Source organism: Caulobacter sp. 1776 (genome assembly GCF_040545685.1).
Taxonomy (GTDB): Bacteria; Pseudomonadota; Alphaproteobacteria; order Caulobacterales; family Caulobacteraceae; genus Caulobacter.
In genome coordinates this window covers 331,912-345,312 of record NZ_JBEPMI010000006.1, presented here as the reverse complement: position 1 = coordinate 345,312, position 13,401 = coordinate 331,912, and the positions used below count along the sequence as shown (strand labels likewise).

Sequence of the window (13,401 nt, the reverse complement as noted above, 5' to 3'; positions counted from 1 at the left end):
GCCCAAAGTCGAGCGAACAAGGGCGGGGCAAGGTAGAGATGAAGGGCTGGTCGCCTGCTCGTCGCCCCACCGACGGTGAGCTTCCCGCTGCGCGCCCCGCTCCCCCGCGGGGCGCGCCACTCCCCAGCTTAAGTGAGCAAATGAAAGTCGCCCTGCTCGACGACGACCAAAGCCACAACACGCTCGTCGCCTCGGTGCTGGATCCCGCTGGCTTCACCTGCACCAGCTTCACCCAGCCCTCGCGGCTGCTGGCGGAACTGCGTAAGCAGACCTTCGACTTGATCATCCTCGATTGGAACATGCCGGAACTGTCGGGGGTCGAGACCCTGAAGCTGCTGCGCGAGGATCCCGCCACCGCCCCGCCGGTGCTATTGCTGACCAGCCGCTCGGTCGAGGCCGACCTGGTCGCGGGCCTGAATGCCGGCGCCGACGACTACATCGTCAAGCCATTGCAGCCCCAGGTGCTCCTAGCTCGCGTCAACGCCGTGGTGCGCCGCATCCACCGCCCGCCCGTCCAGCCGCAAACCGAGCAACACGGCCAGTACCGGCTCGATCCCGGCGCCCAGACCGCCAGTTGGGGCGGCCATGTCGAGGCTTTGACGCCCAAGGAATTCCAGCTGGCGTCCCTGCTGTTCAACAACCTGTCCCGTCCGCTGTCGCGTGAATATCTGCTTCGCCGGATCTGGGGTCAGCGGCCCGACCTGGAAACCCGCACCCTGGACGCCCATGTCTCCCGCCTGCGGGCCAAGCTGCACCTGCGGCCCAGTAACGGTTTCAGGCTGAGCACGGTCTACGGTTTCGGCTATCGTCTGGAAGCCTGCGATCCAGAGACCGCGGAAGCGACCAACGCGGTCGGGGGAGATTGACGATATGCTCAAGGCTGCGGGGGCGGGCCTGATCCTTCTGGCGTTGATGCTGGGGGCCGGAAGCGCCAGCGCGCAAGCCCGCGCCCAGACCGCCGTCATCCCGGAGCCGCCGGTGGCCTATGCGGTCAAGCCTGGCGACACCTTGATCGGCCTCGGCCGCGCCTATCTGAACCGGCCTGGCGACTACCGGGCGGTGCAGAAGGCCAACCGTGTCAAGCGGCCCAGACGGATGCGGGCCGGCTCGCAATTGAACATCGACCCGATGTTGCTGAAATCGACGCCGATCGCCGCCAGTCTGTCGGCGTGCACCGGCCCGGTGTTCATCGAGACGAACGGCCGGCAGGCGCCCGCCCGGATCGGGATGGCGCTGAGCGAGGGCCAGAGCATCATCACCGGCCCCAACGCCTTCGCCACCTTCGAGATGGAGGATGGGTCCCGGATCACCCTGCCCTCGAACACCCGCGTGCGGATCGCCAAGCTGCGCCAGGTGCTGATCAACAACGCCCCGCAACGCGTGTTCCAGCTGGACCAGGGGCGCAGCGCGATCTCGGCCACGCCGACCCAGAACCCCGCCGCCAAGTTCGAAGTCCATACGCCGGTCTCGGTCTCGGCGGTTCGCGGCACCGAATTCCGGGTCAGCTTCCTCGATGGCAAGGCCCACACCGAAGTGTTGGCCGGCGCGGTCGGCGTCGACGCCGGAACAGTCGTTACCCACGCGCCGCCGGTGCCGGCCGGCTTCGGCGTCAGCGCGACCCCCGGCGCGGTCACCGTTCCCGTCAAGCTGTCGCCAGCTCCGAAGCTCGACACGGCCGGCCAGAACCAGAGTGACAAGACCGTCCATTTCGCCGTCGAGCCCGTGGCCGACGCCAGCGCCTACCGCCTCCAGCTGTCGCGTGACGCCGGCTTCATCGACGTCTTCGCCGAAGCGACCACGACCAACCCCGCCGCGGACTTCGGCGAACTGGCCAATGGCACCTATTTCGTCCGCCTAACCGTGCTGGACTCGGGCGGCCTCGAAGGCCTTCCGGCCGACTACAGCTTCGACCGTGACCTCGACACCCTGGATACCGCGCCGCCCGTCGACAGCCGCGAGGGCGATCACCGCAAGTTCCTGTTCCGCTGGAGTTCGGCCGGGGATGGCGTGCGTAGCTATCGCTTCCAACTGTTCGCCAAGGACGGGGCCAAGCTTCCCTTGGTCGACCAGCCGGGTCTATCCGAACCGCAACTGACCCTGACCGACCTGCCCGCCGGCGTCTATGCCTGGCGCGTGGCGGCCATCCGCTTCAAGAAGGGCGCCGTCACCGAGAAGGTCGGGCCGTTGCAGACCCTGCAGATCGGCAAGTGACGACCTCGAGTTCCAAGCCTCAGCGTACATCGGGCCGGCTGCTGTCGTGGCTGCTGCTGGCCATTCTCGCCAGCCTGGTCTTCGTCTTCTTCGCGCTTCTGCCGCCCAAGCGGGTGGATGACGTCCTCTACGACGTTCTGGCCCGCGCCAACGGTCGGCCGGCCGACCCCTCGATCCTGATCGTCGATATCGACGACCGCAGCCTGGCCCAGCTGGGCGCCTGGCCCTGGTCGCGCGACGTCCACGGCCGGATGATCGACCGGCTGAACGCCGCCAACGCCCGGACCATCGTCTACGATGTGCTGTTCAGCCAGGCTTCCTCGGAACCGGCCCAGGACCAGGCTCTGGGCCAAGCGATCGCGCGCTCGGGCAAGGTCTACCTGCCTCAGTTCCTGCAGTACGGCGATGACACGCCGCCCCGGATCGTCGGTTCGATCCCCGAGATCGCCCACGGCGCGGCCGGGATCGGCCTGGCCCATGTCCGTTTCGACGATGATGGCGTGGTGCGCCGCATGGCGCCGTTCGAGGCCAACGGCCCCAGCCTGAGTCCCGACCTGATGACCGTGGTCCATCGCGCGACCCGGCCGCCGAACAGCCACGACACGACGCGCGGCGCCGACCAGACCCTGCTGATCCCGTTCGCCGGGCCGCCGTCGATCTATCGCCATGTCAGCTTCTCCAGCGTGCTGAACGGCGAGGTGCCGCCTTCGCTGATCGCCGGCCGCACCGTGTTCGTGGGCTTGACCGCGCCAGGTCTGGGCCCCGCCTTCCCGACACCGGTTACTCCCGACGCGGCCAGCATGACCGGCGTGCAGCTGCAGGCCAGCATCCTGGACGGCCTGCGCAGCGGCCTGATGATCAAACCGGCCGGACCCTGGGGGCGCGTGGCCTTCACCCTGACCCTGCTGTGGCTGCTGATGGTCGGCTTCCTGGTGCTTCCGCCGCGCGCCAATCTGGTGCTGACCATCGGCCTCTGCCTGGTGGGTCTGGCCTATTCGGCGGCGATGTTCTGGCTGGGCCACGTATGGCTGTCGCCGATCGCCACGGTGGCCGGCCTGAAGGTGGTGGCGCTGATCTGGGGCTGGGGACAGCTGGGCCGCGTCAACGACCTGCTGGCTCGCGAGTTGGCGCGCGTGCGCTCGATCGTGCGCGGGCGCGGCGCGGCGCCGAAGGAGTTCGAAAGCGACGTTGTCGCGCGCCACGCCCTCAGCCTCGGCGAGGCGATCAGCCGGATCGACGACCTGCGCCGCTTCTCGGCCGACGCCCTGTTCAGCCTGCCGGACGCCACCCTGGTGGCCGACGCGCGCGGCCGGGTGATCGCCGCCAACGCCGCGGCCCAGACCTTGCTCAAGCCCGCCCAGGTCGTGCTGAACGGCGCCTCCCTGGCCGACCTGATCAACGCCCTGGAACCGCTGGGGCGCCGCTTCGAACTGGACTGGCCGCAGGAGACCGACCGCCACGAGCCGATCGACCTGCACCTGCCCGACGGCCGCGCCTTTCAGCTGCAGACCGTGTTCCGCCGCGACGAGACGGGCGCCAGCGCCGGTTGGATCGTAAGGCTGGCCGACATCTCGATCTTGACGGCCGCCATGCGCCAGCGCGAACAGGCCCTGCAGCTGCTGACCCACGACATGCGCTCGCCGCAGACCTCGATCCTGGCTCTGCTAGCCACCACGCCCGACGCGCCGGCCGAACTGGCCGAACGCATCACCGCCTACGCCAAGCGCACCCTGGCCCTGGCCGACGGCTTCGTGCAGCTGGCGCGGGCCGAGGTGACGCCGGTGTCACTGGAGCCGGTCGACTTGGCCGACGTCGCCGTCGAGGCCATCGACGAGGTCTGGCCCCAGTCGGTCCAGCGCAGGATGAAAATCGAGCAGGTCGGCGGCGACGCCCCGCTGATGGTGCTGGGCGATCGCGGTGTTCTGGCGCGCACCCTGGTCAACCTGCTGGGCAACGCGGTGAAGTACAGCCCCGAGGGCTCGACCATCACCGTCGGCCTGTCCGAGCAACCTTCCGTCAACGGCCCCACGGCCAATATCACCGTCGCCGACCAGGGTCCTGGCTTCTCGCGCGAGGAGGCGGCCACCGCGTTCCGGCCGTTCCAAAGGTTCGAGCGTCCGGGCCAGGAAGATGTCGGCGGCGTGGGCCTGGGCCTGGCCTTCGTGCAGGCCGCCGTCGCCCGTCACGGCGGCGAGGTCTCGTGCCGTAGCGAACCCGGCGTCGGGGCCGAGTTCACTGTGCGCCTGCCGCGCCTTGGCGTGGGATAGGGCCCTAACCCTTGACGGGCGTCAGGGCCTGGACCAGCAGGTCGGCCACGGCCGCCGGCTCCCCCTTGCGCATCCTGAGCGAGGACCAGGCGACCGTCTTGCCCGTACCGGCGTCCAGCACGATCAGGGTCACGACACGAACCGGCGCCTTTCTGCTCCACGGACGCGGGATCGGCGGCTGACTACGCCAGGCCTTGACGTCGAGCGTACCGGCGGCGGTGGAGACACCGACGGGCGGCGGAGCCAGCGCCACCCCGACTTGGACCAGATAGGCTGGTTTGCCGCCGGCCTTGCTTCCAAGGCGATCGATCGCCTGGGCTTGGACGGCCTTCGCGAACGCGGCGTCCTCGCCGTCGGTCTGGCTGGCATAGGCGGCGATCACCACGCCCTTGAGGTTTGCGACATCGCCTTGCCCCAAGGCGTGCGGGCCGGCGCAGGCGCTCAGCATCAATAGGCCGGCGATCGCCAGCCCAAGCTCACGTCCATGCATGATCATTCGCCCCGAAACACCGACCCGCTCGACACTAGCGCGAGCCGCGCCTTTGGTCACGCCAACGAGGGGTCACGCCAACCAGGCGCCCAGCGCAGCGCCACCCAAGGCGATGACGGCCCAGACCAGGGCCGCCAGCACGACGGCCAGGATCAGCGGCGCGTAGCGGCGCCGTTGGGGTCGCTGAGCCGCGACCGTGGCCGGCTTCATCGCGCCCGCTCCATGCGCAGCATGCGATAGCCCCGATCGGTCAGGGCCCAGCGGGCGCTGTGCGGACCAAAGGGCAGGTGCAGCAGACCCGGAGCGCGCGGATCGTCGGCCTCGCCGCAATAGGCGTCGAACGCCGCCGCCAATTCGCGCTTCAGGGACTCCGGCGGGCGATACCAGCCGCGCCGCTGGGCGACATAGGCGGCGACGACGTCGCGATGCGCGGCTCCACCCAGGTCGAGCAATACGCCGGCGATCTCGCCGACTAGGGGATTGAGGAGGGCGACGGCGGCCGTTTGGCCGGCCATCGGTGGAGCGGCCTTCGCCGTCGTTCGAGCGGTCGAGGCCGACCGCTGCGCTACGCTGGACTGACTCATGCTCCCGCGCTCCCCGAACCGCGTTCGCGAAAGGTTAAAGAGCAAGATCAAGAGCGCCACCAGAGGTGGCGTCTCTGTTTTTACAATGGATTACATTGTCGATGTGGACCGGGTGCGGACGATCCTCGCCTTGAGGGGGCTCCGCGACATTTCGCCACGGACATTCAGGTCCTCGCGAGACGCTCCGACCGCATCGCTCCGGAAGAATTCAAGCTGCGCCAAGAAAAACGCCGATATTCCAACTCTAGGGCGCTTTTCCCCTGTTCGTGATCGCCCTATCTGCTTGGCCGAAGGCGGGCGGACCGGTCGAACTAACGATCGTCTTTCGGCCAAAAAGATGGATAGTGCTGCGCCTTGAGGGGCGACGATTGGCCGATGCGGGTGATCTTTTGGGCGTGACGGACTCGGACAAGGCCGCGCTGCTGGGCCTGTACGAGGAAAAGCGCGCCAATCTGGTGCGCTTCTTCGCCGCGCGCCTGGGCTCGCGCGCCGAGGCCGAGGATCTGGTCCAGGATCTGTTCATCCGGATTAGCGGCATGGAGGCCGTCGGGCCTGTCGAGAATCCTTCGGCCCTGCTGCATCGGATCGGCTCGAACCTGATGCTGGACCGGCTGCGCAGCCAGAAGCGGTCCGGCAATCGCGACAACGACTGGCGCGCCGTCAACACCACGCTGGTGGCCGGTCAGGAAATCGCTGACGAGCCGTCCGCCGATGAGGTCGTCGCCGGGCGCCAGCGTCTGAAGGCCCTGGTCGAGGCGATCGAGGACCTTCCCGAGAAGACCCGCCAGGCTTTTCAACTGCACAAGCTGGACGGGCATAGTCACGTGGAGACGGCCCGCCGCATGGGCATCAGCGTCAGCACGGTGGAAAAGCACATCAGCTCTGCTTTAAAGACCCTGACGAGGCGCCTGCGGTGATTTATGCAGTTGCGCATGGAGGACGACGCTCGCGGGCGCCGTCTACGTTCAAGGGGATGATGGATCCTCGTCGGAGCAACGCCGGATGAGCCGGTCAGCGCAACACCTGCAGGAGGCGGCCGATTGGCTGACCCGACTGCAGCGGCCGGAGGTCGAAGAGACCGACTGGCTGGCGTTCGACGCCTGGCTGAGCGAGCCTGGCGCGCAGGAGGCGTATGACGCCATCCAAGCCGTCGACGAGGAGATCTTCCAGCGCGGTGCGGCCGTCCGGGGGGAATTGGCCGAACCGAAGCGCGCCACGGCGAAGCGGGCGTTCACGATCGACTGGCGTTGGCTGGGTGGTCTGGGCGTGGCCGCCGCCGTGGCGGCTGTCGCCATCGTCGTCGCGCCCTGGGGCGAGCTGCTGCCCCAACCCGACACGCTCTACACCACCGCCAAGGGCGAGAACCGCGCCATTCAGTTGGCCGACGGCAGCCACATCGACCTGAACACCGACTCTCATCTGTCGGTGCGTCTTGACAAGGATGCTCGCCGGGTCACCGTCCACGACGGTCAGGCGCTGTTCGATGTGGCGCACGATACCGCCCGCCCCTTCCTGATCACCGCCGGCGACGAGACCGTACGCGTGGTCGGCACCAAGTTCGACGTCCGTCGCCGCGACGGCCAGCTCAGCGTCACCGTGCTGCGCGGCCTTGTCGAGGTCTCGACCGACGGCGAGGATAGTCCGGTGCGCCTGCGCCCCGGCCAGATGCTCGAGCATATCGAAGGCGCCTCCGGCGTCGTCGTCCGCGCCGTGGCGGCCGAGGACCAGGTGGGCTGGCGTTCGGGCCGACTGATCTATCGCGACCAGCCGCTGGGCCGGATCGTCAGCGACATGAACCACTATTTCGACCGGCCGCTTCGCCTCGAGGGTGAAACCGCGGCCAATCTTCGGTTTTCCGGCGTATTGATCGTGGATGGTCAGGATGCGATGGTTCGTCGCCTGACCAGCCTCATGCCCCTTTCGGCGACGCCGACCGATGATTCGATTGTCCTGCGCGGGAAATCCTCCACGCCGAACTGACGCTCGCGCACAGGCCCGATCCTGAGGCGGGCCTCGCTCCTGTTCGCCGCCAGTATCCTGGGCATAGGCGTTAGCGGACGCGGCGCGGCGGCCGCCGATACGCGCACGCGTCTCGATATCCACAAGACCACCGCCGCCGAAACCCTGATCGAGCTGGGCGTCCGCATGGGCGTGTCCATCGGGGGCGTCGAGGCGTGCCAAGGCCCAGGCGTCCCGCTGACCGGAACGTTCGATCTCAGGAGCGCCCTGGACCGGGCCACCCAAGGCAAGGGCTGCGCCTACGTCTTCGTCGACGCCCGGACGATCCGTTTCTCGCGCGTCCGCCTCACGGCCCCGCCCCGGCCGGTGGTCGCCGCCCGTCCCACGATCGCCCTGGAGCCTGTCGCCCCGCTCGCGCCGCTGGTCATTAGCGCCGGCAAGCGACCGCCGCGCCTGGGCAGTCTGCCGGGCGGAGTCAGCGTCATCGGCTCGCCGCAGCTGCAGGACACCGGCGTCGGCGAAACCGGTTCGGTGGCCCGCCAGACCGCCGGCTTCATCACCACGAACCTGGGCGCGGCGCGCAACAAGATCCTGCTGCGCGGCCTCTCCGACGGCACCTTCACCGGACGGACGCAGTCCACGGTCGGCACCTATCTCAACGACGTGCCGGTCAACTACAACGCTCCCGATCCCGACCTGCGCCTGATCGACGTCGACCGGGTCGAGGTGCTGCGCGGACCGCAAGGGGCGCTGTACGGCGGCGGCTCGCTCAGCGGCATCTACCGCATCATCACCCGCCAACCGGAACTGGGCGCCTATTACGGCTCGGTCGGAGGCACGATCGCCACCACTGAGTCCGGCTCCAACAGCTACCGCTACGAGGCCATGATCAACGCGCCGGTCGGCCAGAAGTCGGCCGCGCGGCTGGTGGCCTATCATGACGTCGACGGCGGCTATCTGGACGACGTCAACCTGCGCCTGTCCAACGTCGACAAGACCACGCGTCGTGGCGGCCGCGCGGCCTGGCGTCTCGACCTAGGCGGCTGGCAGGTCAAGCTGGGCACGGCGGTTCAGAACGTCTCGTCCAAGGACACTCAGTACGTCACCCTGGTCGCCGGCGCCCCGCGGCGTGCGAACCAGGTGCGCGAGACCCACCGCAACAGGCTGGGCGAGACCTCGCTGAAGATCAGCGGTTCAGGAGGCTGGGGCCAATTCGAGTCGGTCACCGGCTATGTCACCCACAAGTACGCCAGCCGCTACGACGCCACCCTGGCCTTGACCGAGTTCGCCGACGAGGCCGTGGAGCTGGGCCTCTATGACGAAGCCGCTCGCGTCCGGATGGCCGTCGAGGACGCCATCTACACCGCTCCGGCGATGGGTCGCCTGCGCTGGATGGTCGGATTGTTCACGGCCACCAGTATCGAGGAAGGCGACGCCGATCTCCGGGCCCGGTCCAACAACGTCACCCGCAGCGTCTATAACGAGGATCGCAAGGATCGGCTGAACGAATACGCCCTCTACGGCGAGGCGACCTATGACCTGGGCGCCGGCTGGAAGGTCGCCCTGGGCGGGCGTTCGTTCAAGACCAAGATCCAGACCCGCTCGTACGTCCTCGCCCCGTCTCCGGGCCAATCCCGCGACCTGGACCGCAAGGCCTCGTTCAGCGGCCTCTCGCCGAAGTTTTCGGTGCAGCGCGACCTGGCCGGCGGCGGGCTGATCTACGCCCTGACCTCGGAAGGCTATCGCGCCGGCGGCTTCAATTCCGGGGGCCTGTCCACGCCCAGTGAAGCCCGTCGGGTGTTCCATCCCGACCATCTGCGCAATTACGAAGTGGGGGCGACGCTCAACCCGTTCGCAGGGCGGATGAACTTGCGGGCGGCGCTGTTCTACGACGACTGGCGCGACATCCAGACCGACCAGTATTTCGCCTCGGGCCTGTCCTATACCGCCAACATCGGCGACGGTCGCAACCGGGGTCTCGAGATCGAAGCCGCCTGGCGGGCGACTTCGCGCCTGACCCTGTCGGGCAACGCCCTGTTCAATGGGCCCAAGCTGACCCGGATCGAACCTGGCTACGGCATCGCCGACACCGCCAGCCTTCCTGGCGTGCCCGACGTCTCGTTCGGCAGCCTGATCACCTATCAGCGCCCCGTGAGCGCCAAGGCCACCCTGATGCTGACGGCCGAGACCGGCTACATCGGCGAGTCTCGCCTGACTTTCGACCCGCGCTATTCGCCGTCGATGGACGGCTACTACACCGGCAAGCTGTCGGCCCAACTGATGACCGATCGTTGGCGCGCGGCCCTGTTCGTCAGCAATCCGTGGAACAGCTCGAGCGACACCTTCGCCTATGGCAACCCGTTCAGTTTCGGCCAGGTGCGCCAAGTAACGCCGCAACGCCCGCGGACGTGGAGCCTGGCGCTGTCGGCCAACTTCTAGCCGTCGGCGACATCGATTTGTTGCAAAGCTTACACATTTCCTACCGAGCGGCCGGGGGGCGGCTCTAGCCGGCGCCGTCATCGACTCAGGGGCGATCGCGGGGGCGTGGTCGTTCAATCGAGGAATTGGTGATGGCCAAGCTTTCGGCGCTGATCTGTGCGCACAACGAAGAGCAGCGTCTGCATGCCTGCCTGGCGGCTCTGTCGTTCTGCGACGAGATCGTCGTGGTCGCCGACCGTTGCAGTGACGGCACCGAAGCCGTCGCCCGGCAGTACGGCGCCCGCGTCGTCTCGGGCATCTTCCCGATCGAGGGACCGCGAAAGCACGCCGGCATCGCCCGCTGCACCGGCGACTGGATCCTGGAGCTGGACGCCGACGAGGGCGTTGGCCCCGCCTTCGCCCAGGAGGTCCGTGAGACCATCGCGCGCGCCGACGCCGCCGACTGGTATCAGGTCCCGATCGACAACTATGTCGGCGACCAACTGGTCCGCCACGGCTGGGGCGGCTCGTTCGGCACCTCGTCGGCCGCTCGCCTGTTCCGTCGCGGCGTGAAGTCCTGGAAGGCCGAGCGCGTCCATCCGGGCGCCAAGCTGGACGGCGTCTTCGGCGGCCGTCTGAACGAGCCCCTGCGCCATATGGTCGACGAAGACATCGCCGACATGTTCGCGCGCCTGGGCCGGTACACCGCTCTAAGGGCTCAAGATCTGGCCGACGGCGGCAAGGTCAAGGGCATCGCCGACGACGCTTTCCGCGGCGTGCGCCGGTTCTTCAAGTGCTACGTCTCGCGCAAGGGCTACAAGGAAGGCGACCTCGGCTTCCTGATCTCGCTGATGGCCGGCCTCTATCCGATCCTGTCGAACCTGCGGGCCCGCGAGATTCTCCGGAACCGCGCGCGCGAAGGCGAGGCTGATCGTCCGGTCGTCGCGCCGGCCCCGCTGCCGTTGCGTCGCGCCGAGGCCGTCGCGCAGTAGACTCGCGGATGTCCCGCCTGCCCCTTGTCTTCCGTCTGTTGCTCGGTCCCGAACTTCTGCTCTGGGCGAAGGCCGGCCGCACGCCCGTGCTGTGGTGGCGCGACGACGACGCCCGCGTGCCGACCGGCGCGCTGGAGCAACTGCTGAACCTGGCCCGTCGGCATGGCGCGCCGCTGACCCTGGCGTCGATCGCCGGCCCGAACCTGCCGCTGCTGGTCCGCCGGGTCGAGACCGAGCCCGGCGTCGAGATCGCTGTCCACGGCTTCAAGCACGTGAACCGCCAGCCGGAAGGCCGGGGTTTCGGCGAAATCGTCGAAGAGGACAGCATCGACTGGGTTCGCGCCCAGCTGCGCGCGACGGTGATCGCCTTCCATCGCGCCGGCGCGGCTCCGACCCTGTTCGTGCCGCCATGGAACAATCTGGCGCCGCAGCTGATCGCGGCCTTGCCGGAATGCTCGATCTTGGCCGTCTCCGGCTTCGATCGCCTCAGCGGTATGGAAGGTCCGGTCGCGCGGCTGGACGCGCATCTCGACGTGCTGCGTTGGAAAGGCGGCGGCCGCTTCCGCGGAAGCTGGCGCTTCCTGTCGCGGATGCGCCGGCTGCTCGCCCAACGCCGCCTCACCGGACGATGGGACGAGCCGATCGGCTTGCTGACCCATCACCTGGATCACGACAAGGCGACGTGGCTGTTCCTCGAGCGGTTCCTGGCGGCATTCCGCATGACACCGCGCCGCCAATTGACGGGCGATGCGACGGCGGAACCGGAAGCGCTTCGCGCTTAAGGCGGACGCCTAGGCCAGTTCGGGACGGTCGCGCAGGCACTCGCCGATCGCGCGGGCGCAGCCCGGAAGACCTAGCGCGCCCACGAACGACATGGCCACGGCGCAAACCAGCAGGATCGGTTGGAAGAAGCGCATTGGGAATCTCCACGCGGCGTTCGTCGGTGACACTGTGCCGGAACTGTAAGACGGAAACTTGACGGTTGTTCCGCGCTCGAACGAAAAAATTCAGAACGCGGCTTTTTCGTCGCTCGTCCGGCCAAGCTGATAGGCCGTCCGCGCCGCTTCGATCCGGTCCAGCTTGGCGTAGAGCGGCGCCCAGTCGTCGCGTTCGGCGATCGGCGCCCATAGCGCTTCGACTTCGTCGATGATCAGCTCCTCCGGCTCGGGACGCTGGAAGACGGGATCGGCCAAGCGCTCGGGACGATCCGGTTCGAACCCGGCCAACCGACCACGGAAGGTCAGGAACGTCTCGATCTCATAGAGGCGCGCGCGAGGGCCGGCCAGCGCCCGCGCCTCCGACGCCTCGCCGCCGAACCAGTCGAAGAAGAACGGCTCCCAGCGCAGGGTCTCGCCGCCTTCGGCCAGGGCGCGGAAGGCCGCGTTGACCAGTTCGACGTCCGCGTCGGCGCCGCGGCTTCGCAAGCCCAGGCGGTCCAGCATCGCCCCGCGCAGCGCGAGGCGGTAGGCTTCGGAGAAGCCGTTCAGCGCCGCCAGCAGGCTGGCCTGGTCGCCGACCAGGGTCAGGCAGGCCGCCAGCTGCTGCAGGTTCCAGAACACCGCCTCGGGCTGGCGGCCGAAACTGTAGAGCCCCGAATGGTCGAAATAGGCGGCCGTGAAGTTCGGATCGTTGCGCGGCAGGAAGCGCCAGGGGCCGTAGTCGAAGCTCTCGCCGGTGACGACCATGTTGTCGGTGTTGAGCACGCCGTGCACGAAGCCCGCCGCCATCCACCGCGACAGCAGCCGCGCGCTGGCCGCCACCGTCGTCTCGAGCAAGGCGGCCGCGCGGTCCGGCGCGTCGGCCAGGTGCGGGAAATAGGTCTCGACCACGTGGTCGACGAGTTGGAGGATCAGGTCCCTCTGGTCGAAATAGGCCAGGCGTTGGAAGGTCCCGAAGCGGATGTGGCTGTGCGACAGCCGGGTCAGCACCGCCGAGCGGGTCGGGCTGGGCTCGTCGCCGCGCGTCAGGGCCTCGCCGGTCTCGACCAGCGAGAAGGCCCGCGAGGTCGGAACGCCCAGGGCCTCCAGCTGGCTGGCGGCCAGGATCTCGCGCACCCCGCCCTTCAGGGTCAGCCGCCCGTCGCCCGAGCGCGACCACGGCGTCTGGCCCGAGCCCTTGGTGGCCAGGTCCAATAGGCGGTCGGTTCCAGCCTCGCGCAGCTGGGCGAACAGGAAGCCGCGCCCGTCGCCCAGGTCGGGGTTGTAAACCCGGAACTGGTGGCCGTGATAGCGCATGGCCAGCGGGGTCGGCATGTTGTCCGGTAACGGCTCGAAGCGGCCGAAATGGCGGAGCCAGTCGGCGTCGCTCAATCCGTCCAGACCCACGGTCGCCGCGGCGCGGTCGTTCCGGAACCTCAGGATGGTCTGCGGAAAGTCGGCCGCCTCGACCGGATCGGCGAAGTCGCGCCCCAGCCCTTGGAAGCGCGGATCGGGACGATAGGCGGGCGAGAAGCTCATGGCCGCCAGATGAGGCCCGTCCGC

13 protein-coding genes are annotated in these 13,401 nt (G+C 68.4%); 8 read left to right on the top strand and 5 right to left on the bottom strand.

All coding sequences use genetic code 11. The features are described from left to right. The first annotated feature begins 38 nt into the window (after positions 1-38). The 3 genes from ABIC66_RS17805 to ABIC66_RS17795 are packed head-to-tail and all read left to right on the top strand — an operon-like array spanning position 39 to position 4,478. Positions 39-866 (top strand): response regulator transcription factor, encoded by an 828-nt coding sequence (locus ABIC66_RS17805; RefSeq protein ID WP_354071715.1) that lies wholly within the window; start codon positions 39-41, stop codon positions 864-866. A gap of 4 nt (positions 867-870) precedes the next feature. Further along, the gene (locus ABIC66_RS17800) at positions 871-2,211 is read left to right on the top strand and encodes a FecR family protein (RefSeq protein ID WP_354071713.1); all 1,341 of its coding nucleotides are present in this window, start codon (positions 871-873) and stop codon (positions 2,209-2,211) included. Then, complete coding sequence (locus ABIC66_RS17795; protein WP_354071711.1) at positions 2,208-4,478, top strand: CHASE2 domain-containing protein; 2,271 nt, start codon at positions 2,208-2,210, stop codon at positions 4,476-4,478. The genes ABIC66_RS17800 and ABIC66_RS17795 overlap by 4 nt, the downstream gene beginning before the upstream one ends. A gap of 4 nt (positions 4,479-4,482) precedes the next feature. On the opposite strand, the gene ABIC66_RS17790 is transcribed toward ABIC66_RS17795, so the two are convergent. From ABIC66_RS17790 to ABIC66_RS17780, 3 genes are all read right to left on the bottom strand, one after another. After that, the gene (locus tag ABIC66_RS17790; RefSeq protein ID WP_354071709.1) at positions 4,483-4,968 is read right to left on the bottom strand and encodes a hypothetical protein; all 486 of its coding nucleotides are present in this window, start codon (positions 4,966-4,968) and stop codon (positions 4,483-4,485) included. A 72-nt stretch (positions 4,969-5,040) separates the two neighbouring features. Further along, complete coding sequence (locus tag ABIC66_RS17785; RefSeq protein ID WP_354071707.1) at positions 5,041-5,178, bottom strand: hypothetical protein; 138 nt, start codon at positions 5,176-5,178, stop codon at positions 5,041-5,043. Then, positions 5,175-5,552, bottom strand: coding sequence for a hypothetical protein (locus tag ABIC66_RS17780; protein WP_354071705.1), 378 nt, complete (start codon positions 5,550-5,552; stop codon positions 5,175-5,177). The genes ABIC66_RS17785 and ABIC66_RS17780 overlap by 4 nt, the downstream gene beginning before the upstream one ends. A gap of 368 nt (positions 5,553-5,920) precedes the next feature. Here ABIC66_RS17780 and ABIC66_RS17775 point away from each other — a divergent pair, with 368 nt between their 5' ends. The 5 genes from ABIC66_RS17775 to ABIC66_RS17755 all read left to right on the top strand — a co-directional run bounded on the left by ABIC66_RS17775 (position 5,921) and on the right by ABIC66_RS17755 (position 11,703). Then, entirely contained in the window at positions 5,921-6,469 is a 549-nt protein-coding gene (locus ABIC66_RS17775; protein ID WP_354071703.1) for an RNA polymerase sigma factor, read from the top strand. Positions 6,470-6,554: 85 nt separating this feature from the next. Next, positions 6,555-7,532: a FecR family protein gene (locus ABIC66_RS17770; RefSeq protein ID WP_354071702.1), complete on the top strand. Its 978-nt coding sequence runs from the start codon at positions 6,555-6,557 to the stop codon at positions 7,530-7,532. Between the two features lie 165 nt (positions 7,533-7,697). After that, positions 7,698-9,950 (top strand): TonB-dependent receptor, encoded by a 2,253-nt coding sequence (locus tag ABIC66_RS17765; RefSeq protein ID WP_354071700.1) that lies wholly within the window; start codon positions 7,698-7,700, stop codon positions 9,948-9,950. 131 nt (positions 9,951-10,081) lie between these two features. Then, positions 10,082-10,921, top strand: a complete 840-nt coding sequence (locus ABIC66_RS17760) for a glycosyltransferase family 2 protein (protein WP_354071698.1) — start codon at positions 10,082-10,084, stop codon at positions 10,919-10,921. Between the two features lie 8 nt (positions 10,922-10,929). Next, on the top strand, positions 10,930-11,703 hold the full coding sequence (locus tag ABIC66_RS17755; RefSeq protein ID WP_354071696.1) for a polysaccharide deacetylase family protein: 774 nt from the start codon (positions 10,930-10,932) through the stop codon (positions 11,701-11,703). A 9-nt stretch (positions 11,704-11,712) separates the two neighbouring features. Here the strand turns inward: ABIC66_RS17755 and ABIC66_RS17750 are convergent, their stop codons facing one another. Together ABIC66_RS17750 and ABIC66_RS17745 are read right to left on the bottom strand one after the other, a co-directional pair. Further along, positions 11,713-11,838 carry a hypothetical protein gene (locus ABIC66_RS17750; RefSeq protein WP_082009038.1) on the bottom strand — a complete coding sequence of 42 codons (126 nt, stop codon included), beginning with the start codon at positions 11,836-11,838 and terminating at the stop codon, positions 11,713-11,715. Positions 11,839-11,928: 90 nt separating this feature from the next. Beyond that, entirely contained in the window at positions 11,929-13,377 is a 1,449-nt protein-coding gene (locus tag ABIC66_RS17745; RefSeq protein ID WP_502910367.1) for a protein adenylyltransferase SelO, read from the bottom strand. Between the last annotated feature and the right edge of the window lie 24 nt (positions 13,378-13,401).

Coding starts and splice junctions, on each gene's coding strand:
- ABIC66_RS17750 (WP_082009038.1), bottom strand. CDS start 11,838: ATGCGCTTCTTCCAACCGATCCTGCTGGTTTGCGCCGTGGCCATGTCG.
- ABIC66_RS17805 (WP_354071715.1), top strand. CDS start 39: ATGAAGGGCTGGTCGCCTGCTCGTCGCCCCACCGACGGTGAGCTTCCC.
- ABIC66_RS17755 (WP_354071696.1), top strand. CDS start 10,930: ATGTCCCGCCTGCCCCTTGTCTTCCGTCTGTTGCTCGGTCCCGAACTT.
- ABIC66_RS17760 (WP_354071698.1), top strand. CDS start 10,082: ATGGCCAAGCTTTCGGCGCTGATCTGTGCGCACAACGAAGAGCAGCGT.
- ABIC66_RS17745 (WP_502910367.1), bottom strand. CDS start 13,377: ATGAGCTTCTCGCCCGCCTATCGTCCCGATCCGCGCTTCCAAGGGCTG.
- ABIC66_RS17785 (WP_354071707.1), bottom strand. CDS start 5,178: ATGAAGCCGGCCACGGTCGCGGCTCAGCGACCCCAACGGCGCCGCTAC.
- ABIC66_RS17790 (WP_354071709.1), bottom strand. CDS start 4,968: ATGCATGGACGTGAGCTTGGGCTGGCGATCGCCGGCCTATTGATGCTG.
- ABIC66_RS17770 (WP_354071702.1), top strand. CDS start 6,555: ATGAGCCGGTCAGCGCAACACCTGCAGGAGGCGGCCGATTGGCTGACC.
- ABIC66_RS17780 (WP_354071705.1), bottom strand. CDS start 5,552: ATGAGTCAGTCCAGCGTAGCGCAGCGGTCGGCCTCGACCGCTCGAACG.
- ABIC66_RS17765 (WP_354071700.1), top strand. CDS start 7,698: ATGGGCGTGTCCATCGGGGGCGTCGAGGCGTGCCAAGGCCCAGGCGTC.
- ABIC66_RS17800 (WP_354071713.1), top strand. CDS start 871: ATGCTCAAGGCTGCGGGGGCGGGCCTGATCCTTCTGGCGTTGATGCTG.